Origin of the sequence: Lolliginicoccus lacisalsi (assembly GCF_014841105.1) — a bacterium.
GTDB classification, from domain to species: Bacteria; Actinomycetota; Actinomycetes; order Mycobacteriales; family Mycobacteriaceae; genus Lolliginicoccus; species Lolliginicoccus lacisalsi.
Map to the genome: position 1 here is coordinate 52,151 of NZ_JACYWE010000007.1, position 25,783 is coordinate 77,933.

Annotated in this window: 24 protein-coding genes; 10 read left to right on the forward strand and 14 right to left on the reverse strand. The window is 68.3% G+C overall.

Going from position 1 to position 25,783, the window contains the following annotated elements; genetic code table 11:
* Nucleotides 1–6 precede the first annotated feature (6 nt).
* Nucleotides 7–2,373, forward strand: a complete 2,367-nt coding sequence (locus HT102_RS11940; protein WP_192039661.1) for a DNA polymerase III subunit gamma and tau — start codon at nt 7–9, stop codon at nt 2,371–2,373.
* A gap of 264 nt (nt 2,374–2,637) precedes the next feature.
* Here the strand turns inward: HT102_RS11940 and HT102_RS11945 are convergent, their stop codons facing one another.
* On the reverse strand, nt 2,638–3,987 hold the full coding sequence (locus HT102_RS11945) for a class I SAM-dependent methyltransferase (protein ID WP_192039662.1): 1,350 nt from the start codon (nt 3,985–3,987) through the stop codon (nt 2,638–2,640).
* The gene (locus tag HT102_RS11950; protein ID WP_192039800.1) at nt 3,984–5,426 is read right to left on the reverse strand and encodes an FAD-binding oxidoreductase; all 1,443 of its coding nucleotides are present in this window, start codon (nt 5,424–5,426) and stop codon (nt 3,984–3,986) included. The genes HT102_RS11945 and HT102_RS11950 overlap by 4 nt, the downstream gene beginning before the upstream one ends.
* A gap of 180 nt (nt 5,427–5,606) precedes the next feature.
* Here HT102_RS11950 and HT102_RS11955 point away from each other — a divergent pair, with 180 nt between their 5' ends.
* From HT102_RS11955 to HT102_RS11970, 4 genes are all read left to right on the forward strand, one after another.
* Entirely contained in the window at nt 5,607–6,053 is a 447-nt protein-coding gene (locus tag HT102_RS11955; protein WP_192039663.1) for an SRPBCC family protein, read from the forward strand.
* 113 nt (nt 6,054–6,166) lie between these two features.
* Nucleotides 6,167–6,508: a YbaB/EbfC family nucleoid-associated protein gene (locus HT102_RS11960; protein WP_192039664.1), complete on the forward strand. Its 342-nt coding sequence runs from the start codon at nt 6,167–6,169 to the stop codon at nt 6,506–6,508.
* An 18-nt stretch (nt 6,509–6,526) separates the two neighbouring features.
* Nucleotides 6,527–7,159 (forward strand): recombination mediator RecR, encoded by a 633-nt coding sequence (recR, locus tag HT102_RS11965; protein WP_192039665.1) that lies wholly within the window; start codon nt 6,527–6,529, stop codon nt 7,157–7,159.
* Nucleotides 7,160–7,183: 24 nt separating this feature from the next.
* Complete coding sequence (locus HT102_RS11970) at nt 7,184–7,756, forward strand: uridine kinase family protein (RefSeq protein ID WP_192039666.1); 573 nt, start codon at nt 7,184–7,186, stop codon at nt 7,754–7,756.
* A 181-nt stretch (nt 7,757–7,937) separates the two neighbouring features.
* Here the strand turns inward: HT102_RS11970 and HT102_RS11975 are convergent, their stop codons facing one another.
* From HT102_RS11975 to HT102_RS12020, 10 genes are all read right to left on the reverse strand, one after another.
* Nucleotides 7,938–8,744: an alpha/beta fold hydrolase gene (locus tag HT102_RS11975; protein ID WP_333473413.1), complete on the reverse strand. Its 807-nt coding sequence runs from the start codon at nt 8,742–8,744 to the stop codon at nt 7,938–7,940.
* Between the two features lie 3 nt (nt 8,745–8,747).
* On the reverse strand, nt 8,748–9,467 hold the full coding sequence (locus tag HT102_RS11980) for a type 1 glutamine amidotransferase (RefSeq protein WP_192039667.1): 720 nt from the start codon (nt 9,465–9,467) through the stop codon (nt 8,748–8,750).
* Entirely contained in the window at nt 9,460–10,749 is a 1,290-nt protein-coding gene (locus HT102_RS11985; RefSeq protein ID WP_192039668.1) for a Mur ligase family protein, read from the reverse strand. The genes HT102_RS11980 and HT102_RS11985 overlap by 8 nt, the downstream gene beginning before the upstream one ends.
* Nucleotides 10,750–10,818: 69 nt before the next feature.
* Nucleotides 10,819–11,172 carry a cation:proton antiporter gene (locus HT102_RS11990; protein WP_192039669.1) on the reverse strand — a complete coding sequence of 118 codons (354 nt, stop codon included), beginning with the start codon at nt 11,170–11,172 and terminating at the stop codon, nt 10,819–10,821.
* Nucleotides 11,172–11,432: a monovalent cation/H+ antiporter complex subunit F gene (locus tag HT102_RS11995; RefSeq protein WP_192039670.1), complete on the reverse strand. Its 261-nt coding sequence runs from the start codon at nt 11,430–11,432 to the stop codon at nt 11,172–11,174. The genes HT102_RS11990 and HT102_RS11995 overlap by 1 nt, the downstream gene beginning before the upstream one ends.
* A 1-nt stretch (nt 11,433) precedes the next feature.
* Nucleotides 11,434–11,835, reverse strand: a complete 402-nt coding sequence (locus HT102_RS12000) for a Na+/H+ antiporter subunit E (protein ID WP_192039671.1) — start codon at nt 11,833–11,835, stop codon at nt 11,434–11,436.
* Nucleotides 11,832–13,328: a monovalent cation/H+ antiporter subunit D family protein gene (locus tag HT102_RS12005; RefSeq protein WP_192039672.1), complete on the reverse strand. Its 1,497-nt coding sequence runs from the start codon at nt 13,326–13,328 to the stop codon at nt 11,832–11,834. Before HT102_RS12005 ends, HT102_RS12000 begins: the two co-directional genes overlap by 4 nt.
* On the reverse strand, nt 13,325–13,732 hold the full coding sequence (locus HT102_RS12010) for a sodium:proton antiporter (RefSeq protein ID WP_333473432.1): 408 nt from the start codon (nt 13,730–13,732) through the stop codon (nt 13,325–13,327). The genes HT102_RS12005 and HT102_RS12010 overlap by 4 nt, the downstream gene beginning before the upstream one ends.
* Nucleotides 13,675–16,563 (reverse strand): DUF4040 family protein, encoded by a 2,889-nt coding sequence (locus HT102_RS12015; RefSeq protein ID WP_192039673.1) that lies wholly within the window; start codon nt 16,561–16,563, stop codon nt 13,675–13,677. Before HT102_RS12015 ends, HT102_RS12010 begins: the two co-directional genes overlap by 58 nt.
* Before the next feature lie 425 nt (nt 16,564–16,988).
* Nucleotides 16,989–17,669, reverse strand: a complete 681-nt coding sequence (locus tag HT102_RS12020; protein ID WP_192039674.1) for a TetR/AcrR family transcriptional regulator — start codon at nt 17,667–17,669, stop codon at nt 16,989–16,991.
* A gap of 89 nt (nt 17,670–17,758) precedes the next feature.
* Here HT102_RS12020 and HT102_RS16350 point away from each other — a divergent pair, with 89 nt between their 5' ends.
* From HT102_RS16350 to HT102_RS12035, 3 genes are read left to right on the forward strand one after another with little or no spacing between them, the layout of a single operon-like run.
* The gene (locus HT102_RS16350; RefSeq protein WP_192039675.1) at nt 17,759–20,122 is read left to right on the forward strand and encodes an FAD-dependent monooxygenase; all 2,364 of its coding nucleotides are present in this window, start codon (nt 17,759–17,761) and stop codon (nt 20,120–20,122) included.
* Between the two features lie 10 nt (nt 20,123–20,132).
* Entirely contained in the window at nt 20,133–21,098 is a 966-nt protein-coding gene (locus HT102_RS12030) for a carbon-nitrogen hydrolase family protein (protein WP_333473414.1), read from the forward strand.
* Nucleotides 21,099–21,100: 2 nt separating this feature from the next.
* Nucleotides 21,101–21,580 (forward strand): SRPBCC family protein, encoded by a 480-nt coding sequence (locus tag HT102_RS12035; RefSeq protein WP_192039676.1) that lies wholly within the window; start codon nt 21,101–21,103, stop codon nt 21,578–21,580.
* Nucleotides 21,581–21,794: 214 nt separating this feature from the next.
* Here HT102_RS12035 and leuA read toward each other — a convergent pair whose 3' ends face one another.
* On the reverse strand, nt 21,795–23,603 hold the full coding sequence (leuA, locus tag HT102_RS12040) for a 2-isopropylmalate synthase (RefSeq protein WP_192039677.1): 1,809 nt from the start codon (nt 23,601–23,603) through the stop codon (nt 21,795–21,797).
* Nucleotides 23,604–23,822: 219 nt separating this feature from the next.
* Entirely contained in the window at nt 23,823–24,767 is a 945-nt protein-coding gene (gene speB, locus HT102_RS12045) for an agmatinase (protein ID WP_192039678.1), read from the reverse strand.
* Between the two features lie 65 nt (nt 24,768–24,832).
* Here speB and HT102_RS12050 point away from each other — a divergent pair, with 65 nt between their 5' ends.
* Together HT102_RS12050 and HT102_RS12055 are read left to right on the forward strand one after the other, a co-directional pair.
* Nucleotides 24,833–25,411, forward strand: a complete 579-nt coding sequence (locus tag HT102_RS12050; RefSeq protein WP_192039679.1) for a hypothetical protein — start codon at nt 24,833–24,835, stop codon at nt 25,409–25,411.
* Nucleotides 25,408–25,746: a transcriptional regulator gene (locus HT102_RS12055; RefSeq protein ID WP_192039680.1), complete on the forward strand. Its 339-nt coding sequence runs from the start codon at nt 25,408–25,410 to the stop codon at nt 25,744–25,746. Before HT102_RS12050 ends, HT102_RS12055 begins: the two co-directional genes overlap by 4 nt.
* Nucleotides 25,747–25,783 lie beyond the last annotated feature (37 nt).

Genomic DNA, 25,783 nt, shown 5'->3' on the forward strand with positions numbered 1-25,783 from the left:
TGCCGCGTGGCGCTCTCCCGCAAGTATCGACCCGCGACCTTTGCCGAGGTCGTCGGCCAGGAACACGTGACCGAACCGCTCAGCGTCGCGCTGCGCGCGGGCCGGATCAATCACGCATACCTGTTCTCGGGGCCGCGTGGCTGCGGGAAGACCTCCTCGGCGCGCATTCTCGCGCGCTCGCTGAACTGCGTCGATGGCCCCACCCCGGAACCTTGCGGCACCTGCTCCTCATGCGAGGCGCTCGGCCCGGGCGGGCCCGGCAACCTCGATGTGATCGAGCTCGATGCCGCTAGCCACGGCGGCGTCGACGACACGCGCGAGCTCCGTGACCGCGCCTTCTACGCCCCGGCGGAATCGCGCTACCGCGTCTTCATCGTTGATGAGGCGCACATGGTCACCAACGCCGGCTTCAACGCGCTGCTCAAGATCGTCGAGGAGCCGCCCGAGCACTTGATCTTCATCTTCGCCACCACCGAGCCGGAGAAGGTGCTGCCGACCATCAAGTCGCGCACGCACCACTATCCGTTCCGGCTGCTGCCACCGCCCGTAATGCGTGGGCTCGTGGAGCAGATCTGTGGCCGCGAGGGCGTCCGAGTCGATGATGCGGTGTTCCCGCTGGTCATCAAAGCCGGGGGTGGCTCGCCCCGCGATACGTTGTCCGTGCTCGACCAGTTGCTCGCGGGAGCCGGGGACGAGGGCATCACCTACAACCGGGCACTGGCGCTGCTCGGCGTCACCGACATGGCGCTCATCGATGCGGCCGTGGACGCTCTTGCCGAGAACGATGCGGCCGGGCTCTACGACACCATCAACCGGGTAATGGATGCCGGGTTCGATCCACGCCGCTTCGCCGCGGACCTCCTTGAGCGGTTCCGCGACCTGATACTCGTGCAGGCAGTGCCGGAGGCGGCGGGCAACGGGCTCGTCGACGCTCCCGCTGACCAGCTCGAGCGGCTGCGCGAGGACGTGGACAGGTTCGGGCCGGCAACCCTGACCCGCTACGCCGAGCTGCTGCACGATGGCCTCGCCGACATGCGTGGCGCCACCGCGCCCCGCTTGCTCCTAGAAGTGCTGTGCGCCCGCATGCTCCTGCCCTCCGCCTCAGATTCGGAGGGGTCCCTGCTGCAACGCCTCGAAGCGCTCGAGCGCGGCGCGCCTCCTCGGTCCGTCGGCAGCGCGAGCGCGGGATCGGCGGCTCCCGCATCACCAGGCGCGGCATCAGGCGCCTCCGCTGCCAGCGCCGAGCAGCCACCGCGGTTCCAGCGACCCTCGCGGCGGCCTGCCACCGAGAAGGAGCAGTGGCCCGCTGCGGGTCCAGGCGAGGACATCGCGGAGGCGGCACCGACTGCTGTTGCTCCGACGGCGCATGTCCCGGCTGCGGAACCTCCAGCTCCCAAGCCCTCCGCTGCCGCTGCTCCAGTTCCGCAGGCTCCAGCTGCCGAGACTCCTGCTCAGCAGCCCGGTGCGGCGCACGTGCAGCAACCGCAGCCCGGACTGGCTGGCGGATCGAGTGCCGAGGGCGCCCCAGCCCCTGAGTCCGAGCAGGGCACAGCTAACGAGCAGGCCACTGGGCCCGGGCAGGGGAGCGCAGCCGAGCCCGCCGGGCACGATGCCCCGGAGGCCGTGCTCGATGCACGATCGGTGGAGGCGGCCTGGCCAAGAATCTGCGCCGAGGCCCGCAAGTCGAGCAAGACCATCGAGGTGATGCTCTCGGGCGCGCGAGTGACCACCACCGAGGGGCGCACGGTCGTGCTCAGCCACGAGACCCCGGCGCTCGCGGCGCGCCTGCAGGAGCCGAGGAACGCCGCCGCGGTGCAAGCCGCGTTCAGCGCAGTCCTGGGTATCCCCGAGGTGACCATCCTGTGGTCGGGACAGCAGCCAGCAGCACCTGCCCAGCACGCCCAGGCACGGCCAGCCCTGTCGCAGCAGGGATCGACCCAGCAGCGATCGAACCCGTCAGGCCCCGGGCCTGGAAGCCAGCCGCGGCCCGAGTTCGTGCGGCGCTCCCGCGCGTCAGCGCCGCAAGCACCAGGCGGGAGCCAGCGCAGCAAGCCACAGCAGCGATCGCCCGCGCCCCCGACGGACGATATTCCGCCACCGGAGGACCCGGGTTACCCAGACGATCCCGGACCGGGCGAGCCACAGGGAGCATCCCAGGCCGGTGCGCGGATGGCCGGTTCCGTAGGGCCCGGGCCTGCTTCGGCACACCCAGCAACATCACCGCCTGCACAGTCCGCGCCGGAAGACGAGGATGAGATGCTTGCCGAGGCACATCGCGACACCGGCAGCGGTGATCCCGCCGCCCGCCGCGACCCCGAGGAGATCGCCATCGAGCTCCTTGCCAACGAGCTCGGAGCCAAGCGCATCGACTAGGGCTCGCGTGCCGGACTCTGGCCGTGGTGGCCTGTGGCAATCTCGGGACCTTGGCCGCAAACGCGATAGAAGCGGCTGAAATACCAGGTCAGCTTCTATCGCGTTTGACAGTTTCCCGTGCTTTTGCCGCGAGCCGACCCCGCCACCGGGCCGTGAGCCGACCCCGCCACCGGGCCGGGAGCCCACCCCGCCACCGGGCCGCGAGCCCACCCCGCCACCGGGCCGCGAGCCGCGAGCCGCGAGCCGCCGCCGCTATGAGCCCGCCTAGCGGCTCCACCAAGGGCGCAGGGGTACCTGGGCATCGCCGGAGCTGGTGGGCTTGACGGCGAGAATCTGGTGCAGCTGGATGGAGTTTTTCTCGAACGCCACGCGGGAGCCGGCGATGTAGAGGCCCCATACCCGCGCGGTGCCCTCGTCGGAGGCGGCGACGCACTCGTCCCAGTGTCGGGCGAGGTTGGCGTTCCAGTCGCGCAGGGTCAGCGCGTAGTGCTCGCGGAGGTTTTCCTCGTGGCGCACCTCGAAGCCCGCGTCATGGATCTCGTTGATCAGCCTGCCGGGCGCGGCGAGCTCCGCGTCAGGGAACACGTAGCGGTCGATGAACTCGCCGGCGTGCTCACTGATCCGGTTGCTGGGGCGCGTGATGCAGTGGTTCAGCAGGCGGCCACCGGGGCGCAGCTTGCTATGCAGGAACCGAAAGTAGCTCTGATAGTTGCGCACGCCGATGTGCTCGGTGAGCCCGATGGAGGAAATGGCATCGAACCCGGACTCGGGGATGTCCCGGTAGTCGCTGAAGCGCACCTCGGCGCGGTCCTCCAGGCCTTCGCGGGCGATTGCGTCCTGTGCCCATTCGGCTTGCTGGCGGGACAGGGTGGCGCCGATGACGGTGACTCCGCGCTTGGCAGCGTAGCGCGCCATGCCACCCCACCCGCATCCGACGTCGAGGAGCCGGTCTCCCTCGCGCAGGCCGAGCTTGTCATGGACGAGCGCGTACTTGGCTTCCTGCGCGTCCTCGAGGGAGGTGTCCTCGGTGGCGTAGGTCGCGCATGTGTAGGTCATCGATGGGCCGAGAACGTGCTGGTAGAACTCGTTGGACACGTCGTAGTGATGCTGGATCGCTGCGGCGTCGCGTGCCCGGGAGTGCAGCAGGCCCTGGGCGATGCGCCGCCATCGGGGCTGGTGCTCCTGCGGTGGGGGAGCGATGGGGCGCAGGTTCTGCCAGCCGAGGGAGCGCACGATCGTCGCCAGCTCGACAGGCGAGGGGCGCCGTACCGTCACTTCTTTCGTGAGCACCTTCATCAGCGTGTACGGATCCCCGGGGTGGGCTCCGGTGATCACGAGGTCGCCGCTGACGTAGGCGCGCGCCATCCCCAGATCTCCGGGCGCGGACGCGAGGTAGCGGAGCCCGCGCGGGCTCCGCAGGTGCATCACGTGCTGGGCTTCCTCGGGCCCGTGGGCGGACCCGTCGTAGGCCGTGAAGCGGACCGGGAGGTCGTCGCCGAGCACCGCGCCGACAACCTCGGCGATCGAGAGGGTCTCCAGCTCGGGAACTCGCAGCAGGTCGGGCAGCCGCAGGGTGGCCGGGGAGCCCGTGGTGGTCTTGTTCAATGCTCTCATTGGTTTCGCACCGCCTTCGCGTACAGGTCGAGGAGCCGCGTATTGGGGTCGTAGCGTTGCTTGAGCTGCCGGTAGGAATCGCCGCCGTAGAGCTCCTCGAACTCCGTGCGGTCGTAGTAGGAGTCCGAGTACAGCGATTTGTGCCCATCGAGGCGGGAGACCTCGGCCTCGATCATCCGGTTGGCGTGGCCTTGCTCGTTCGCCGGATTAGTAGGCACCGCGGACCAGAAACCGATATTGACGTAGGTGCGGTCCCGGTGCAGCGGGTACAACGGCCACGGATGGTCGACCTGCGGACCAGTGCCCTCGGCGGAGCTGCCGCGGAGGCGCAGCGGGCACAGCCACACCGGTTCGATGGGGACGTGGGAGAGGAACCAGCGCAGGAAGTCGGCAGTGTGCTCCACGGGCACCTCGATGTCCTGCACGACGCGCTCGCGGGGCGCCTCGCCCCTGCGCGCGTCGAGGCGGTCGGACAGCCCGATCTTGTTGTCCAGGGCGAGTAGCTTCCAGTAGACGCTGGAGCGGCGCCACCGGCCCGGCCATGCGCGGCGCAGCACCGGGTGCTGAGCGCCGAATGCCCGCGAGCACCAGAACCAGTCGGTGTCCCATCGCCACAGGTAGTCGCGAGCGCGCAGCCGGTCCACAGCCGGTGTGTCGATCTGGTCATGCTGGATTGATCGGTAGAAGATGCCGGCGCCGGTGTAGTCGCTGACCGGGCCGGGCTCGCTGGTCCATCGCCCGAGCACCAGGTAGCTCTCGGTCGCGGAGAACATCACGCCATCGAGGAAGTCGACGAGCTCGCCCTGGAAGGTGTGGTGCTCGGAGATATCGGCGATCGCGTCCTGCAACGAATCAAGCTCGGGAAAGCGGACATGCCGCAGTTCCACGAAGGGCTCGACCGGCTCGAGAGTGATCCGTAGCCGCGTGGCATAACCGAGGGTGCCATACGAGTTAGGGAAGCCATGGAAGAGATCGGCATGCGGTCCTGTAGGCGCGGCGGTGAGCACCTCGCCCGCACCGGTAAGGATGTCCATCTCCAGCACTGACTCGTGCGGCAGGCCGTTGCGGAACGACGAGGACTCGATCCCCAGGCCCGTCACCGCGCCGCCCAGCGTGATCGTCTTGAGCTGTGGCACGACGAGCGGCATCAAGCCATGCGCGAGGGTGGCATCGACGAGATCCTCGTAGGTGCACATGCCGCCGACATCCGCGGTCCGCGCCTCTGGGTCGATCGATATCACCCCGCCGAGCCCGGAGACATCCAGGCCCGGTGCTCCCGTCCGCGCACGATGACGGAATAGGTTCGACGTCTTCTTCGCCAGGCGCACCGGGGCGTCCTCGGGGAGCGAGCGATAGCTCGCCACGAGCCGCTCCACGACCGCTTCATAGGCGCGCCGTCCCGCGTGTGATGACCGGTCGCCGGGAAGCCAGGCAGTGATGCTTCGCACAAGCCCGACTGTAGACCTCCATGATGAGGATGCGCACGGCCCACGCGTTGCTCCCGCGTGAATTTTCTGTCGGAACCGGGCAGTATGGTCACGGGAAATACCAGGATGGCCAGCTCACGGCTGTTCGTCCTTGCAACGAGAACCAGCCAGCAGGCTTGAAGGGAGATCGGTGTGTCCACGCCGAACAAGGTCAGCGCATCCAGCACGGTGACGATCGACGCCCCCGCGGAGGCGGTCATCGCGGCGCTCGCGGACTACAGCACCGTGCGGCCCAAGCTGCTGACGGAGCACTTCCATGATTATCGGGTCGTGGAGGGTGGCGTGGGGTCGGGCACCGTGGCGGAATGGACGTTGCAGGCGACGAAGAAGCGGTCCCGGGAGATCCGGGCTGCCGTAGAGGCCGCGGGCAGCACCATCATCGAGCGCGACGCCAACTCGTCGATGGTCACGACCTGGTCGGTGGAGCCCAGCGGCACGGGCAGCATCGTCACCACGAGCACGGAATGGAACGGCGCCGGCGGCGTGGGTGGCTTCTTCGAGCGCACGTTCGCGCCCCTTGGCCTGCGCAAGATCCAGGCGGCCATGCTCTCCAACCTGCAAGCCCACCTGACTCGCTAGCATCCACGAATACTGCCCCGGAGCGTCCCGCGCCAGCATGTGCGGGGGCGACTACCCTGGGGCTCGTCCCGCGCGGCGGCGGTCCGTCGCGCACCTGATCGAAAGGGAGACCCATGCAGCCTGGCGGCCAGCCCGACATGCAATCAATCATCCAGCAGGCGCAGCAAATGCAGCAGCAGCTGATGGAGGCGCAGGAGAAGATCGCCGCCGCAGTCGTCGAGGGGCAGGCCGGGGGCGGTCTCGTCACAGCCAAGCTCACCGGTACCGGCGAGCTCGTTGACCTCACCATCGATCCCAAGGTCGTGGACCCGGACGATGTCGAGACCCTGCAGGATCTCGTGATGGGCGCGATCAAGGACGCCAACGCGCAGTCGCAGAGCCTCGCGGCCGAGACGCTCGGTCCGTTCGCGCAGGGCATGGGGGGCGGTTCCGGCATCCCGGGCCTGCCTTTCTGATACCGGGGCGAGAGGCACGTGTACGAGGGGCCGATCCAGGACCTGATCGATGAGCTGGGCAAGCTTCCCGGGGTGGGCCCCAAGGGTGCCCAGCGCATCGCGTTCCATCTCCTCACCGTTGACCGGGAGGAGATCGGCAGGCTGCAGGGCGCGCTGCAGCGCATTCGCGACGGTGTGCAGTTCTGCGCGGTGTGCGGGACCGTTGCGGAGCAGCAGCTCTGCCGCATCTGCGCGGACCCGCGCCGTGATCGTGCGCTCGTGTGCGTGGTCGAGGAGCCCAAGGACGTGCAGGCCATCGAGCGGACCCGCGAGTTCAAGGGCCTCTACCATGTCCTCGGCGGCTCGCTGAACCCGCTCGCCGGGGTGGGGCCCGACCAGTTGCGCATCCGCGAGCTGCTCGCCCGCATCGGCGGTCAGCAGCCCCTTCCCGAGGGCGTCAACCACGAGCCCGCCGAGATCACCGAGGTCATCATCGCCACCGACCCCAACACCGAGGGCGAAGCGACCGCGACCTACTTGTACCGGATGCTCAACGGGTTCCCTGGCCTCACCGTCACGCGCCTCGCCACTGGCTTGTCCATGGGAGGCGACCTCGAGTTCGCCGACGAGCTCACCCTCGGCCGCGCGCTCACCGGCCGCCGTTCCCTCTAGCGCGAGCATCCCATCAGCCAGCGCATGAGCCCCTCGAGAGTCGCCATCAACGAGCTCATCGAGCTCGTGCTCCGCCGCCCGCCTCGGCTCGGACCAGTCCGCGCGATCGCCATCGACGGGCCTTCCGGCGCGGGAAAGACCCAGTTCGCGCGAGCACTGAAGGACCAACTGCAGGAGCAGCGGGGCACAAGTACGGCCATCGTTCCCTGCGATGCCTTCGCTACCTGGGACAATCCCGTCGCCTGGTGGCCAACTCTCGAAGCCACGGTGCTCGAGCCGCTCGCGAGCGGCAGGCCCGGCAGCTACCAGGCCCTCGAATGGATCAACGGCGTGCCAAGACCAGGGCCCTGGTACGCGGTGCCCGTGGTGGACTTCCTCATCCTCGAAGGAGTCTCCAGCGCGCGGCGCAGCATCGCCGCCCGGCTCACCGCTAGCGCCTGGATCGGATGGGGCGACGATCAGGCCCGCCTCGAGGCCGCGGTGAACCGCGATGGCGAGGACTCCCGGGCGCACCTGCAACGCTGGCAACGCTTCGAGCACGGCTGGTTTCCCATCGACGGCGCGCAGCACCGGGCCGACATCCGCGTGACCGGCTAGCTCGCGGCTCCGGGCGTGAGACGGCCTCGGGCAGCTCGCAACCTCGGGCGTGCTCGCAACCTCGGCGGCGAGTGTGCGGAAAACGACACTTTCGGACGCGTAAGCCTGTCGTTTATCGCACACTCGCGCACCGTGACGCCGCGACACCCGTGCACTCGCACGCCACGACACCGCAGAACCGCTAGCGCGCATCCCCTAGGCCCGGCAGCCCCGCGAGGAAGGCCTCGATACGCGGGTTCACCACGTCGGGGTGCGTGAGGTTGACGGCATGCGCGGCCCCTGGAACCTCCACGACGTCCCGAAGATCGGGCAGGTTGTCGATGAGCGAGCGGGCGCGCTCGATCGGGACCGCCACATCCTCGAGGCCACGGATGAGGATCGCTGGCGCGGTGATCGTGGAGACCTGATCAGTGATGTCATCGCGGTATAGCAGGCAGTTTCCTGCTGTGGCGATCGGAATGCCCTTGCGGTCCCGCCACTTGGCGATCCAGGCGGGCTCGAGCTCCGGGTCGCCGATGATCTGCCCGGCCAGCGCGGTGGTGAGCTCGTCCACCGGGCCGATGGTGTCCCACACAAGGAACGTCTCCCCGTAGATCTTCTGCTCCTCGTCAGGGCAGGGGCCTGCCTCGGTGCTGATCAGGATCAGCCCCATCACCCGTTCCGGAGCCATGAGTGCCGCGCGCAGCATGGTGAACCCGCCCTGCGACATCCCGCCGAGCACCGCGCGCTGCACCCCGAGCTCATCGAGGACGGCCAACACATCGTCGGCGGCGTCCCAGTAGGTGAAGGGGGTGTCATCCGACATCGTGGCGCCGTGGCCGCGCGCGTCGATGCACACCACCCGGTAGCGGTCCGAGAGGGCCTCGACCTGCGGGGCGAACATGCTCGCGTCCATGAAGAAGCCGTGCGCGAGGACGATCACGGGCAGGCCCGCGCCACCACTATCGGTGAAATGAATGCGTGCCCCGGTCTGCTCGATATAGGGCACGGCTCATCGCCTCCCGGCAGCGAGCCGCTCCCGCCGCAGCAGCTCCACATCGGGCAGCTCGAGCGGATCGAGCACGTCCACGCCGAGGGCGCGGCGGATCATCAGGTCCGCGAGCTCCGGGTTGCGGGCCAGCGCGGGACCATGCATGTAGGTGCCGATCACCGAGCCTTGCACCGCCCCCTCCTGGGAATCGCCGACCCCGTTGCCGACACCGGCGGTGACCCGGCCGAGCGGCTGGGCATCAGCCCCGAGGGTGGTGCCGCCACGATGATTCTCGAATCCCGTCAGCGGCGCGGACAGCCCCTTGAGCAGCGGAGTGGTGATGACCTCGCCGATGGCGCGCTTCTCCTGGGGCACCGTCGTGGCGTCGAGCATGCTGATGCCGTCCACGCGCTCGCCCGCGGAGGTCTCGTACCAGTGGCCGAGCACCTGGATGGCCGCGCAGATCGCGAGGACGGGAGCGCCCCGCTCGGCGGCGCGCTGCAGGCCCGGGTGCTGGGTGAGGTGGCGGGTGGCGAGTCGTTGCGCGTAGTCCTCCGCGCCGCCGAGGGTGTAGAGATCCAGTGAATCGGGCACGGCATCGTTGAGGGTGATCTCGATGATCTCGGCGTCGTGCCCGCGCATGCGCAGGCGTTGCCGCAGGATCAGCGCGTTGCCCCCGTCGCCGTAGGTGCCCATCACGTCAGGCAGCACCAGGCCGATGCGCACCGTGGAGTCAGCCACGGGAAACCTCCCTCTCGATGGCGCGGTTCAGGCCGAGGAACGCGGTGTAGTTCGCGAGAACCTCGACCTGTCCCGGTGGGCATGACTTGATCGCTTCCAGCGGATCCTTCACCAGGGTGTGCTTCACGTCCGCGTAGGTGAGGCGCACCCCGAGGTCCGTGCCCCGCTCGCCCGCGGCGACTACCTGCACGCCCTCGAAGCTCTCGAACCGAACATCCCACAGCCAGGAGAGATCCTCCCCGTCGGGCACCTGGCCGTTGACGGCGATGACGAGGCCATCAGCGCTGCTATCGACCATCGATAGGGCTTCCTGCCAGCCCGCGGGGTTCTTCGCGAGCAGCATGCGCACATTGTGCGCGCCGACCTGCACGCTGCTGTAGCGTCCCGCTACCTCGCGCACCGAGGAGACGGCGTTGACGGCGGCGCTCGGATCCACGCCCATCGCCACCGAGGCCGCGACGGCCTGCGCGGCATTGCCCCGGTTGGCCCGCCCCGGCAGGGCTAGCTCCATGGGCAGGGTGAGGCCATCGGGACCATGCAGGTGGGTGTCGTCGACCCACCAGTCCGGCTCGGGGCGCTTGAAGTCCCCGCCGGTGCTGTACCAGTGGACTCCATCGCGGGCGATCGGCTCGCCCGTGCGGGGGCAGCTCACCGAATCACCCAGCCAGGCATTGCCCGCGGCGACCCAGATGACGTTCGCGCAGTCATAGGCCGCGGAGGTGACCAGGACGTCGTCGCAGTTGGCGATGATGGTGGCCTCGGGGTGCCGCTCGAGGCCAGCGCGCAGGCGTCGCTCGATCATGTTGATCTCGCCGACGCGGTCGAGCTGATCGCGCGTGAGGTTGAGCATGATGATGGCCTTGGGGTCCACGAAGTCGGCAACGTGGGGGAGGTGCAGCTCGTCGACCTCGATGGCGGCGCGGGACGCATCGAGGGACTGGTTGTAGGCCGCGACGATCCCGGCATCCATGTTGGCGCCGTCGAGGTTGGTGGCGACGTCGCCGAGGGTGGCGAGCGCGGCAGCCGTCATGCGCGTGGTGGTGGACTTGCCGTTCGTCCCGGTCACCAGAACGGTGTCCCGGTAGGCGGCGAGCTGCTTCAGGATGGTCTTATCGATCTTCAGGGCGATCAGGCCGCCGATCATGTTGCCCGCGCCGCGCCCGGTCTTGCGCGAGGCCCACGACGCCGAGCGTGCGGCACGCAGCGCGAGCTTCCCGCGCGCGCTGATGGGTTGCCGCGCGACCGCACCGCTCTCGCTGCTTGATGAGTTCCCCTTGGCCATGGCTATGAGGCTAGTGCGCGAATCCGGTTTCGGGGGCGATGACTGTCCGATCTCGTCCTGCGATTATGGTCACGCGCCGGTTCCGTGCCGTGCGTCAATGGTCTCTGCGAGCTCGTCGTACCCGGTCCGGGGAGTCAGCGGCGCACCAGTGAGGTAGCCGGCCCGGCCGAGCGCATGACCGCCCACGGCCGCGGTGGCGAGGTTGATCACGATAGCGAGGACAGCCTTCACGATGTTGAGCGCATCGGGGTCATGAAGCATGACGCCAAGAATGATCAAGGCAAGGCCGAGACCCGATGCGGTGGTGATGGCGCTGATCCGGGCATAGAGGTCGGGCAGCTTCAGAACCCCGATGGCGGCAGCAACGAAAGCGAGCGTGCCGAGCACGATCAGGACGGCGCCCACGGTTTCCAGGATGGCCATCAGCGTTGCCCCCTTGTGACGAGCCGGGCGACGGACAGGGTCGCGAGGAAGCCCACCACCGTCGCGACGAGCACGATATCGAGCACGATATCGGTGTTCATGCGCAGCCCGAACAGGGCGAGCACACCGATGAAGGCGAAGAAGACCAGGTCCGCCGCGACGGCACGGTCAGCATCGCGCGGGCCGCGGAAGCTGGCATACGTCGCGGGAACGAGGGTGAGCGCGATGAGGATGAGAGAGATATCGATCAGCAGGTCCATGTCACGCGCCTCCCTCGGGATGCGTGGAATGGTGCGGCAGGTCCGGCACGGGACCGACTTCGCCGCTGCGTCGCATTCCACGGAGCATGCGTTCCTCCATGTCGTAGAGCGACTCCCGGAAAGCGTCGATTTCGGCGGCATACATGCCGTGCACGTAGAGCTCGGGGGGGCGATTGCTCACCGACAGCGTCAGCGTGCCCGGGGTCAGCGAGATCAGATTGGCGAGCATGGTGATCTCCAGGTCGGTGCGGCAGCGCAGCGGCAGGCGCGTGATTCCCGCAGCGATCCTCGTCCCCGGGGTAACGATGTCCCAGCCGACGATGATGTTGGAGATGATCAGCTGCCACAGGTAGTAGAGGACGAAGCTCAGTGCCCGGACTGGCCAGGCAATGGGGGTGCTCATTGGCCGATCACCGCCTCCACGTAGGGGTTCACGTCCACCAGGCCCGCTGCGGCCTGCTCCGAGAGGACGAGCAGGCCTTGCGCGCCCAGGCCCACGCCCAGCGTGACGAGCATGAGGAGGACCGCGGGCATGGCCAGCGAGGGCTTCACATGGGTGAGCAGGCGACCGGGCTTGCGGGCGCTGATCGCATTGACGCCATCCTCCGGCGCCCGGCCCCAGAACACACCCTTCCAGATCTTCATCATCGAGAGCAGGGTCAGCAGGCTCACTGCCACCGCGACCACCGCGGCCGCGGTCTGTGCCTCATCGATCGCCGCGCGCACGAGGAGCAGCTTGGCGACGAAGCCGGAGAATGGCGGGAGCCCGGCAAGGGAGAACGCCGCACCGAGGAACGCCACCGCGATGAGCGGCTCGGTCCTCGCTATTCCTTGCAGCTTGCCGAGGTCGTTGGTCTTGTACGTCACCTCGATGGCGCCCGTGGACAGGAACAGCGACGCCTTCACGATCATGTGGTGGAGCAGGTAGAAGATTCCCGCCATGAGGCCGATCGGCCCGAACAGCGCGACACCGAGCAGGATGTAGCCGATCTGGCTGACCATGTGGAACGCGAGGATCGACCGGGTCGTGCTCTCGCCCACCGCGCCAAGCACGCCGATCAGCATGGTCGCCGACATCAGCACCACGCCGATCCACAGGTAGCGGCTATCGCCTTCGAAGACCACCGCGTAGATCCGATAGATGGCATAGATCGCGACCTTGGTATGGAGGCCGGAGAACAACGCCGTCACAGCGGGGGAGGTGTAGGGGTAGGTGCGCGTGAGCCAGCCATGCACGGGGATCACTGCTGCCTTGACCGATAGCGCGATCAGTACCGCGCCCATCGCCGCCCCGACCAGCGGGTTCTCCTTGCCCATCCCGGCGAGCTCCGCGAGGTTCACTGTTCCGGCGACGCCGTAGACCAGGCCCACGCCGACGAGGAAGATGGTCGAGGTCATCAGGTTCATCGCGACGTACAGCCGGCCCGCGGAGAGGCGCCGCATGCCGCCGAGCATCGCGAGCAGGCCGTACGACGGCAGCAGCATGACCTCGATGAACACGAACAGGTTGAAGAGGTCCCCGGTGAGCAGTGCTCCGTACACGCCGCCGGAAAGGACAAGCACCAACGGCGCGAAGTAGGGTCGATCGTCGTCCCCGGCGGCGATGCCGAACGCGGAGCACACCAGCCCGAGCAACGCGGTGACGACGAGCATGAGGGCACTGAACATGTCTGCCACGAAGGGGATCGATACCCCAGCCGGCCACAGCGCGATGCTGTGGGCGATCACATTGCCGCCCCATGTAGCGGTGATCAGCCAGATGCCGAAGCCCATCGCCAGGGCATTGGTGCCCAGCAGGATCGCTCGCCGCAGCCAGGCGGGGGACGACACCACCGCGAGCAGGGCCGCGGTGAGCAGCGGAACGACGACAACGACAGCCAGCAGCGCATCATTCATGACTGGTCCTCGCTGTTGCTCGGGGAGCCGGTCGGCGAATCGGTGCGGTCATCAGTGTCATCGTCCCCTGAGCCCACGCCGGCGAGGGTGAGCATGTAGATGGTGATCGCGAAGGCAATCACGATGGCGGTGAGGGCGAACGCTTGAGGAAGCGCATCAGCAGCGACGGACGGGTCGGTGAGCTGGATCAGCGGCGCGTCGCGCCGGGCAGCCACGCCAGCGGAGATCAGCACGATGTTCGCGGCGTGGCCGAGCAGCACGAAGCCGAAGGTGATGCGGACCATGCCTCGCTGGAGGACCAGGTAGACGCCTCCGGTCACGAGCACTCCGACGAATAGCGCGAGCGTCAGCGCTGGCCTCCCATCAAGTTCTCCGGGCGATCTCCGGTCGCGGGACGGGGGGATGGGGTGGCGTCGTTGGCGCTGCCGGGCGGGGGGCCACCAGGAGGCCCTGCATGCGCTGTGCCGGTTCGCCGCGGCGGCTCCTCCTCGACGCCGAGCTTGTTGAGGGCCACGAGGATCACGCCAACCACCGCGAGGTACACGCCCACATCGAAGACCAGCGCAGTGGTGAAGTGGTAGTAGCCGTCACCTGGCAGCGGGATATCGAAGTGCAGGGGCTTGAGGAAGGATCCGTCCAGGAAGCCGAGAACCCCGGTAAGGGTGGCCAGCGCGATGCCGGAGGAGATGAAGCCGACGTAGGGCAGCTTGATGGGCGCGCGGCTGGCGCGGGATGCGCTGAGGTAGGCAAGCGCGAAGCCAGCGCCTCCGATGAGGGCGGCGATGAAGCCGCCGCCTGGCAGGTAGTGGCCGCGCAGGAGCAGGTAGAGCGACAGGATGACCAGAACGGGCCCGAGCCAGCGTCCCACGGTGCGGGCCAGGATGGTATTACCCACCGCGGAGCCGATCGGGGTGTCGCGCAGCGATGCTGCCTGCTCGTCGCGCTCGCCGCGCAGCAGGCCGCTGGAGTCCAGGACCGCGATGATCACCAAGCCCGCCACTCCGAGCACGGTGAGCTCGCCGAGCGTATCGAGCGCGCGGAAGTCCACGAGGATCGTATTGACGACATTGGTCCCGCCCGTCTCGTTCTCCGCCTCGCGCAGGAAGTAGTCCCCCGCGGCCGAGATCTCGCGGCGCCCGGTGAGCACATAGGTGGCGAGCGCGGCGGTGCTGCCCGCGATCACCGCTATGACCGCGGTGATCGCGGTGCGGGACTTGCTGACCCGGTGGAAGGCACGGGGGAGGCGGCGCAGGATGAGGACAGCGACCACCACGGTCAGGACCTCGACGAGCAACTGGGTCAGGCCCACATCCGGCGCGCCGAGGACGAAGAAGAGCAGCGCTACCACGAAGCCGACGACGCCAAGCAGCACGAGCGCGGCGAGGCGCGACCGCGCGAGCACCAGGGCGATCACGCCCAGAGTCAGCAGGCCCAGCAGCAGCCAGTCGATGGGCTCGGTGACCGGCGCGGGGAAGGCCGGCACGGAGGGGCCGCTGGCAAGGACAGCGCCGGCGAGCAGTGCCAGCAGGATGAACGGGCTCGCGAGGTGCCGGGCAGGCGAGTTGCTGCGCGTGGCGTCGCCGACCCGAGCTCCGAGCGCGATCGTGCCGCTATAGACCTTCTGGAACACTTGCACGCCCGTGACCGGGAACAACGCGCGATCGTCGAGAACGGCATCGACCTTGTTGCGGGCCATGAAGAGGACGAGCCCGAGGAGGATGGTGATGATCGACATCACCAGCGCGGCGTTGAACCCATGCCACAGGGTCAGGTACACATTGCCTGGAACCCCCTGGGTGTCCAGGACGATGCGATCGATTAGCGGCTCCAGGGGCTTGGCGTAGAAGCCCAGTGCAAGGCCGGTCAGCGACGCTACCGCGGCGGGCATCAGGAACAGCAGGGATGGCTCGTGCAGCTTCTTCTGGGCTACCGGGCCACCGAATGCCCCGTAGACGATGCGGAACGCGTAGGCGAAGGTCAGCACCGCGCCCGCGACCGCGAGCGTGCCGACCAGCGGCCCCACCCAGGCTGGTCCTGGCGCTCCGAGGAACGCACCGAACAGGTTCTCCTTCGAGATGAACCCGAGCAAAGGTGGAACACCGGCCATCGACAGCGCGGACAGCGCGGTGAGCGCGGCGGTCAACGGCATGACCTTCCGCAAGCCTGTCAGCTTGCGGATGTCACGGCTACCAACCTCGCGATCGATCACGCCGACCAGCATGAACAGCGTTGCCTTGAACAGCGCGTGGGCGAGCGTATGGATGCCGGCCGCAGCGAGGGCGGTAGGCGTGCCCACGCCGATGACGGCCACCAGGAAGCCGAGCTGGCTCACCGTCGAGTAGGCGAGAAGTTCCTTCAGGTCATGGCGCTGGAGCGCGAACAATGCCGCCATGATCGCCGTGAACAGGCCAACACCGATCAGGGTGACCTGCCACACCGAGTTGTCGCTCAGCGCGGGCGAGAACCGCATGAGCAGGTAGATCCCGGCCTTGACCATCGCGGCGGCGTGCAGGTACGCGCTGACCGGGGTCGCGGCGGCCATCGCGTCGGGCAGCCAGTCGTGGAACGGGAACTGCGCCGATTTCGTGAAGGCGGCGATGATCAGCAGCACCGCGACCGTGGTGGCGAAGGTCGAGTTCTCCTGCCAGATCGGATCGGCGATGATCACGCTGAGCTGGGAGGTTCCCGTGTACACCGTCATCGTCACCACGGCGGCGAGCAGCGCGAGCCCGCCACCCGCCGTGAGCAGCAGAGTCCGCAGTGCGGGCTCATTGGCGTGCTGCCCCGACCGGCCGATCAGGAAGAATGACGCGATCGTCGTGAACTCCCAGAAGACAAAGAGCAAGATGACGTCATCGGCAGTGACCAGGCCGAACATCGCTGTCGCGAACAGTGACATCAGCAGGAAGAAGCCAGTGTGCCGGCCGCGGCTGTGGTACCGCGCGGAGTAGGCCATGATCAGCGCGCCCACGCCGAGGACCAGGGCTACGAAGAGGAGGCTCGTCCCGTCCATGCGGAACCGGAACGCCACGTCGATCGCAGGCATCCACGGAGCCTCGTACTCGATGGTGCCCTCATCGGCGAGGCCTGGTGCAGCTTCGCTCATGATGAGCCCGCCGAGAGCGAGGAATACCACCGCGACCACCCAGCCGGTGCTCCGGCCGAGGTAGCGGTCGAGGAGGGGCGCGGCGACAGTGGTGAGCGCCAGCAAGCCTAGGACCAATGGCAGGACCAAGAATCTACCCCTTCGGCGGATGCGCAGCGGACGGAATCTACATCAAGGGATGCCTCCGGCCATTCAGGCCAGAAGTCACCGTGTCAAGGACGGCGGTGGGCAGCCGCTGCCGTGGTGGCCCCAGGTGCTGGGGTAGCCATTGGACCCCGAGAACGCTGTGCGGCCGCTTGCGAGTCGTGCGCCTAGCGAGCCGGGCAGCCCATAAGCGAGGGAGAGGGTGATCGCTGGCATTGGTCGAGGCACCCCTCCCGTCGCGTAGTCGTGTCGGCGTTCACGTTATCAGTCGCCCGCGTGGCCAGGCGGGCGCCTGGGGAATGCGGGGCCCTCTCGTTTCCCTGTGCTTCCTGCTGTTTCCTGGCCCGAGGGGGCCTGGCTGGCGGGGCGCCGAATGTGGGGATCGTCACCTGCCGGTCGTGGTGCAGCGCTTACCGGTGGTTGTGCCCGCCGTTGTTGCTGCTTGCCTGATCGTCAGGGAACCATGCTCCTGACGAGCGGAGCGCTGATTCGCGGCTGTCGCCGAGGCCGATGACGAGGTTGAGCATCATGGGGCGGAGCACGTTGCGGATGCCGGCGTCGGGCGGTGTGTAGTAGCCGGCGAGCTCGAGGACGACATAGCCGTGCAAGGCGGTCCAGATCTGGGCCGCGATCGCTACCGGGGCGAGCTCGTCGAGGCGCCCGGCGTCCATGGCGCGGCGTGCTGCCTCGACGATGTAGTCGTAGGCATAGCGACCGGTCCGCAGCAGGTCGTCGGGCGTGCTGCGGTAGCCGCCGAGGGATGCCGAGCCGAACATCACGACGTAGAGGTCTGGGCTTGCGCGGGCGTGCGATATGTACGCGGCGAAGATCCCGCCGAGGTCGGCCACGGGATCGTCGGTGCGCGGCGCGCGCTCGAACTCGTCCGCGAGGCGGGCGTAGCCCTCTTCGGCCACCGCCTTGATGAGCTCTGGCATGGATCCGAAGTGGGAGTAGAGCGTCATCGTCGACGTCCCGGCGGCAGCGGCCACCTTGCGGGTCGATAAGCCGCTGGGCCCCTCGAGGGCAAGCAGATGGGCCGCGCTCTCCATGAGGCGCGCGTGCATCGGCGAATCTGTTCGGCGGCTGGCCATCGCAACATTCTCTATCACGAACCCTGGATAACACTGATATATCAGTGTAATAATGCAGCTATTGCTCATCGCTCGAGGGAGTTCCGCTAGTGCCTGAAACCGTGGATGTCGTCATCGTTGGCGCGCGCTGCGCCGGCACGGCGATGGCCGTGCCCCTTGCCCGGGCAGGAAGGCAGGTCGTCGTGCTCGACAAGGCCGCCTTCCCCGCCGACACCTTGTCCACGCACGTGCTGTTCCCCATGGGGGTCACCGAGGTAGCGCGCATGGGTGCGCTCGAGCGCATCCTCGCCCTCGACCCGTCCCGCATGACGCATCTCCAGCTTGATATCGCCGGCGCGAGCCGCACCGAGCGGTTCCAGGAGATCGATGGCATCGACTACGGCATCAGTGTTCCCCGGATCGCCCAGGACGCCGCGCTCATCGATGCAGCGCGGGAGGCAGGCGCTGACGTCCGGGAGCAGAGCACCGTCATCCGGATCATGCGGGACGCGGACGGCCGCGCGGCCGGGGTCGAGTACCTCGATCCGAGCGGCGCGGCGCGCGAGATCCGCGCCAGCCTGATCGTCGGCGCGGACGGCCGCGACTCGCTCGTCGCGAGCCAGGTCGGGGAGTGGGAGCCCTACCGCCGCTCCCGCAACGGCCGCGGCATGGTCTTCCGCTACATGGATGCCCCCGCGGCCGCAACGCGATGGGCAACGACGCTATGGGAGGGCCGCACGAGCGACACCATCGCCTTCGCCTTCCCCGGCACACCACGGGGGCGGCTGCTCATCCTGTTCATGGGCCCCCGGGCCGAGGTCGCCGAGGCCCGCTCCGACGGCGAGGCGTACTGGGCACGAAAGATGTCGGAGTTCCCCAGCCTCGCCGAGCGGGCCGCGGGCGCGCGGAACCTCTCCGGCATCCGGGCTACCTCGCGCACCCACGCCTACTTCCGGCGATCATCGGGACCAGGCTGGGCACTGATCGGCGACGCCGGGCACTTCAAGGATCCCGTCCTCGGCCAGGGCATGCGCGATGCGATGTGGATGGGGCGTCGGCTGGCCGAGCACGTCCGCGATGTGCTGGGGCAGCCGAGGAAGCTCGATCGGGCCACCCGCGCCTGGGAGCGGGCCCGCGACCAGGAATGCCTGCCCACCTACCACTTCGGCAACCTCGAGACCCGAATCCCGGCCGTGCCGCCGGAAGTCCTCGCGGCCGTGGTGCGGGGCGTGGACGGCGCGGAGCTATCGGACATCCACCAGCGGCTCATCAAGCCCCAGGGCGTCTACACCTTCCCGCGAATCATTCGCGCAGCAGCATCCGCGGTCCGCGAGACCGGCCCCCGTCCTAAGCTCCTCCGCCAGCTCGGGGTGCTCGCGGCGATGGAGGGGTTGATCCGCGCCGAGCTGCTGGCCGCGGGATCCCTCCCGGTGCGCATGCCGGGGCTTGGAATGGCAGTGGGCGAGAATCCAGACGACGGCCCATGGGGCCGGCCGCCCCGGGCAGCCAGGCAGTCCGGTAGCGGTCGTGCCGCCAGCGCGACGATGCGCGCCACCGTCTCCCGAGCCAGCTCTGTCACCCCCGAGGTGAGGACGCTCGACCTCGAGCGCGTCGACGGCCAGCCCTGGCCCGAGTGGGCGGCTGGTGCCCACATCGACGTGCACCTACCTTCCGGGCGGCTCCGGCAATACTCGCTCTGCGGCGAGCCGGGGAACCGGCGCTGCCTGACCATCGCCGTGCTCCGCGAGCCGGAGGGCAGGGGTGGATCGATCGAGCTCCACGAGCTTGCCGAGGGCGCCCGCGTCACCGTGCGCGGCCCGCGGAACAACTACGCGCTCGAGGACGCTCCGGAGTACCTGTTCATCGCGGGCGGGATCGGGATCACCCCCATGCTGCCGATGATCGCGGCCGCGGACGCCACTACCAGGAAATGGCGCCTGCTCTACCGTGCGCGCAGCGTCGACCGGATGCCCTTCGCCGCAGAGCTCTCCCGCCGGCATGGCCACAAAGTAGTGCTCAGCGATGCCGCGCATGCAGGCCGCCCCGATATCGCAGCGCAAATCGCCGCGCTGCCCACCGGTGCCGCCGTGTACTGCTGCGGGCCGAGCTCGCTCATGGACGCGGTCGTCGCGCACGCCGCCTCGCGCGATGATGTCGCCGTGCACATCGAGCGCTTCGCCCCCACCGAGAAGCGCTCCGGCGAGGACCAGCCCTTCGACGTCGTGATGGAGGCGTCCCGCGCCACCGTGCAGGTGCCCGTGGGAACCACGATGCTCGACGCGATGCGATCGATCACGCCGGACCTGCCGGCATCATGCGAGAACGGTCTCTGCGGCAGCTGCGAGGTCGCCGTCCTCCGCGGCCGGCCCGACCATCGCGACGACATCATCCAGCCCAGCGAGCGCGCCCGTACTGACATCATGTACCCGTGCGTATCGCGCTCGCTGGACTCCAGCCTGGCAATCGACGCATAAGGAGCACCTCGTGCCACGTACCATCACCGTCGCCGCCGTCCAGCCCGCGCTGGCGCTGGCCGACGTCGACAACAACCTCGCCCGGCTAGAGGGCCTCATCCGCGATGCCCACAGGACACACAAGCCGGACGTGATCATCGTGCCGGAGGCAGCGTCCGCGCCGAACGTGCACCATCCAGCGATGCGGACCGTCCCCCGTCCCGAGCGCGGCGCGCCCTACCAGCTATTGACCGGGCTTGCCCGCGAGCTGGGCATCGTGGTGGGCGGCGGATACCTCGCCGAGCGCGACGGTGACGCTTACGGGCACTACGTGCTCGCCGAGGCCGACGGAACCGTCACCGGGCATGACAAGGACATCCCCACGATGTGGGAGCAGAACTACTACGTGGGTGGCCACGACGATGGCATCGTCCACAGCTCCACTCTGGGCCAGGTGGGGCTGGTGTGCGGCTGGGAATGGGCACGCTTCTCCACCGCCGCCCGCCTGCGCGGCAATGTCCAGGCCGTGCTCGGCGGAATGTGCTGGCCAACGACGCCCCACAACTGGATCGGACCAGCCGGATGGTGGGGGAGGCGGGAGCACCAGCTACAGATCGGTCTCGCCCGCAAGCTGCCCGGCCAGTTCGCGCGGCTCGTCGGCGCGCCTGTCGTCCATGCCAGCCACGTCGGCCCGATCACCATGCGCTTGCCGGGCCTGCCCCGCGTGCCGTACCGGACGAGAATGCTCGGCGAGACACAGATCGTCGAGCGCGACGGAACGATCCTGGCGAGACTGTCCGAGAAGGATGGAGAGGGCCATATCGCTGCGACGATCGAGCTCGCGGACCCGCATCCGATCGATGAGCTCGAGGAGGCATTCTGGATCCCGGACATGACCGCCTCCGTGCGTGCCACCTGGGACCTCGCCAACTTCCACGGCAAGACGAGCTACCGGTTGCGCAAGATCGCCGGGATCCATATCGCACAGAGGGAGTAACAATGTTCGACCTGCACGAATGCGACGAGACGTTCTTCGAGTCGGCACCGATCGTCCACGCCTTCAGCCTGGACCTGCCCGTTCCCGCATCACGTGTGTGGAAAGGGCTCGCGGGCGACCGGCCGCTGGAATGGTGCCGGCTGCTCCGCAACGGCCGCTACACCTCGCCGCGCCCCTTCGGCATCGGCACGACCCGCGAGATCACCGTGGGCGTTGGCTTCCACCTGCGCGAGGAGTTCTTCCGGTGGGACGAGGGCCGGGGGCACTCGTTCTTTGCCACGCAGTCCAGCATTCCGCTGTTCCGGCGCTTCGCGGAGGACTACGTCATCGAGCCTATTGGCGACGAGCGGTGCCGCTTGACCTGGACGATCGCGTTCGAGCCGAGCAAGCCGATCGCGCGGCCATCCAGCCTGGCGGGAGCGGGGAACAAGCTGATCCTCGCATGGTTCAAGCACGACACCCGTCGTCACTTCGGCGGCTAGGCGCCGTTGCCGCGACCCTTTCCGATAGTGGAAGCTTTTCCCGCCCCAGCCAGGAAAAGTTTCCACTATCGGCGGTGCACCCGGCGGCCGAGGCCGTGTGGCGGCAAAAGCACGAGAAAGCGACAAACGCGATAGAAGCCGACCTGGTTTCTCGGCAGCTTCTATCGCGTTTGCGGCACGCGGCACGCGGCACGCGGCGCTTGCAGTGCCCCGGCTACTTCGCGGAGTGCAGGAATGCCCGGTTGACGGCCGAGACGACGGCGCGCAGCGACGCGGTCGTTATCGACGTGGCGATGCCGACGCCCCACACCTGGGTATCCCCGACCAGGCATTCGACGTAGGCCGCGGCCTTCGCATCGTCCCCGGCGGACATGGCGTGCTCGCTGTAGTCGAGCACACGTACATCGATGCCGAGGGTGCACAGGGCGCTGACGAAAGCGGCGAGCGGGCCATTGCCCTTGCCGGAGATCTCCTGCTCCTCGCCGTTGTAGATGACGGTGGCGCTGATCGAATCGGTGCCTCCGTCGATCTCGGCCTGGTCGTACAGCTGGCGGATGCGCTCGAGGGGCTGCACGGGCTCGAGGTACTCGCGGGAGAACGCCGCCCACATGGCCTCGGGGCTGATCTCGCCGCCCGCCGTGTCGGTGTGGTCCTGGATGGTGCGGGAGAACTCGATCTGCAGGCGCCGGGGAAGCTGCAGCCCGTGGTCGGCCTTCATGATGTAGGCCACGCCGCCCTTGCCGGATTGCGAGTTGACACGGATCACGGCCTCATAGGTGCGGCCGACGTCCTTGGGGTCGATCGGCAGGTACGGCACCTGCCACACCATCGTGTCGAGCTCCTTGCCATAGTGCTGGGCATCCTCGCGCATCGCATCGAAGCCCTTGTTGATCGCGTCCTGGTGGCTGCCGGAGAACGCGGTGTACACCAGGTCGCCGCCGTAGGGATGGCGCTCGGGCACGGGGAGCTGGTTGCAGTACTCGACGGTGCGACGGATCTCATCGATGTCGGAGAAGTCGATCTGTGGGTCCACGCCGCGGCTGAACAGGTTCATGCCCAGGGTCACGAGGCACACGTTGCCGGTGCGCTCGCCGTTGCCGAACAGGCAGCCCTCGATGCGGTCCGCGCCAGCCTGGTAGCCGAGCTCGGCGGCCGCGATGGCAGTGCCCCGGTCGTTGTGGGGGTGCAGCGACAGGATGATCGAGTCGCGCCGCGCCAGGTTGCGGTGCATCCATTCGATGGAGTCCGCGTAGACGTTGGGGGTGGCCATCTCCACGGTCGCCGGGAGGTTGATGATGACGGGCTTCTCGGGCGTGGGCTGGAATATCTCGGTGACCGCATCGCACACGTCGCGGGCGAAGCTCAGCTCGGTGCCGGTGTAGGACTCGGGGGAGTACTGCCACATCCAGTTGGTGTCGGGGTACTTCGCGGCTTCCTCGAGGCAGATCAGGGCGCCGTCGACGGCGATCTTCTTGATGACGTCCTTGTCGGCGCGGAACACGACGCGCCGCTGCAGGATCGAGGTGGAGTTGTAGATGTGCACGATGACGTTCTTCGCGCCCTCGCAGGCCTCGAACGTGCGCTTGATCAGTTCCTCGCGGCATTGGGTGAGGACCTGGATGTAGACGTCGTCGGGGATCGCGTTCTCTTCGATGATCTCGCGGACGAAGTCGAAGTCGGTCTGGCTGGCAGAGGGGAAGCCGACCTCGATGTGCTTGTAGCCCATGGCGACGAGCAGGTCGAACATGCGGCGCTTGCGGGCCGGGCTCATCGGATCGATCAGGGCCTGGTTGCCGTCGCGCAGGTCCACGGCGCACCACACCGGTGCGCGCGAGGTGATCTTGTCCGGCCAGGTGCGGTCCGGGAGCGATACATCCTCGACCTCGTCCGCGAACGGGAGATAGCGGTAGACCGGCATCGAGCTGTTCTTCTGGGTGTTCCACACCGGCTGATCAGTGGGCGCGGGACGGGATGGCGCGGTCACCATCTCGATGCGGCCTTCGGTGGGATCGGTGATCGTCATCGGAAGTTCTCTCCAGGATTGTGTGAACTGCTTGCTCCCCACGCGCCTGTAGCCGCCGGGGAGTCGACCAGCACCATGAAGCCCCGCGGCGGGACGCCGGTCTGGATCAGACCCCGCCGCGGCAACCAAGGAGAAGGCCGCGATGCATGATTCAACTGTACATCCGCGCGTGGCGCTGTCGCAGCGGACGGCCCGACCTGTGCCGCGGGGTCTCGGCCACTACGGTGCCGCCACCATCGCAGAGATCAGCTCGTAGGCAATGTGAGCTGCGGCGATTCCCGTGATCCCGGCGTGATCGTAGGCTGGCGCGACCTCGACGACATCGGCTCCGACGAGCTCGTGCCGTGATAAGGATCTCACCATCGCGAGCAGCTCCCGCGAGGTCGCTCCGCCCGCTTCGGGGGTGCCCGTTCCCGGCGCGAACGCGGGATCGAGGACATCGACGTCGATGCTTGCATAGACGGGCCCGGTACCCAGTCGGCGGTGCATGCGCTCCATGAGCGCCGCCAGCCCCTGCTCCTCGAGGTCCACGCAGGTCAGCTGCTCGAAGCCGAGCGCGGTGTCGTCCGCGAGGTCCGCCGCCGAGTACAGGGGCCCGCGAACGCCCACGTGCACGCTGCGCTGGCGATCGATCAAGCCTTCCTCCGAGGCCCGGCGGAACGGCGTGCCATGGGTGAGCGGAGCGTCGAAGTAGGTGTCCCAGGTATCGAGGTGCGCATCGAAATGCACCACCGCCACCGGGCCGTGCCGGGCCGCGACCGCCCGCAGCAGGGGCAGCGCGATGGTGTGATCGCCGCCGAGCGCGACGAGCCGCACCTCGTTGTCGGCGAACTGCCGCGCAGCTGCCTCGATCGCGGTCACTGCGGCGCCGATGTCGAACGGGGTCACCGGAACGTCGCCCGCATCGACCACCTGCACGACACCGAAGGGCGCGCGGCCAGTGGCGGGGTTGAAGGGCCGCAGCAACCGTGAGTTCTCCCGGATGTGTGCCGGGCCGAACCGTGCGCCAGGGCGGAAGGTCGTGCCCGCGTCGAACGGGATGCCAAGCACGGCGATGCGGGCGCCGGGCGCATCCTCGATGCGGGGCAGCCGAGCGAAGGTGGGGAATCCCGCGAACCGTGGCACCTTGCTGCTGTCCACGGGTCCGATGGGCCCATTCGTCATGGCCCCAGGCTACTCGTGGTGCCGCGGGAGTTGCGCAAATTGGCTCTGCGGTGCAAAGTGAAATCATGAACTCTGCAACGCAAAGCAACAGCGCCGAGGATGCCAAGGATGCGCTCGCTGAAGCCGCCCGCCTGCGGGACCAGGGCTGGCGCATGGCCTCTCCCACGTGGTTCCCGCTCCTCGTGAGCGGCACCGTCGTCCTCGCCTCCGCCCCGGCCGGGCTCCTCCTCGGCACCATCGGGGCCGCGGGCCTGTACTGGCCGATCGCCGCGGTGCTCAGCGCGGTCCTCTGTGCCTGGTACTTCCTGGCCCTGCCTGCCCAGGCGCCAGCGCGAACCGGCGGCACGGTGCTCGCGACCGGGATATCGATGCTCGTGGCCGTGCTGCTACTGCTCTGGTTCGCGCCGGGAGATGTGCTCTCCGTGGCACCGTGGCTCGTCCTCGGAGCAGGATTCGCAGTCTTCGGCGTGGCCTGGCGATCCATCCACGCCGGGGCCTTCGCCGCCATCACCCTGGTGGCCACGCTGGCTATCGTGATCACCGGGCCAGGCAACGGTGACGTCATCCTCGGACTGGTCGTGGGCCTGGCCGCCATCTCCGCGGCAGCCGCCGAGCTGCTCGGCGCCGCAAGGACGAGGCGGTGAGCACGAGCGAGCACCCCATCTCCGGCCTCGATGACACTGTCCATCAGCGAGCCCGACTGGGAATACTCTCCCTCCTCTCCACCGGAGTCGCGATGGAGTTCCCCGCTGTGCGGGCCACGCTCGGGCTCACCGACGGCAACCTTAACCGGCACCTTGCTGTCCTCGAGCGAGCAGGGCTCGGCTCCAGCTCGAGGCAAACAGGCCGGGGGAGGCCCAAGACCTGGCTCGAGATCACCCGGGCGGGGCAGGCAGCGCTCGATGCCGAGCTCGATGCCCTGCGCAAGCTCATCGCAGCGACGGAGCAGGGCCGCGGCGGCGGACCTGGATCCCGCTGACCATCGCGGCGGCCCGGTCGAACCGCTAGCGTGGTGG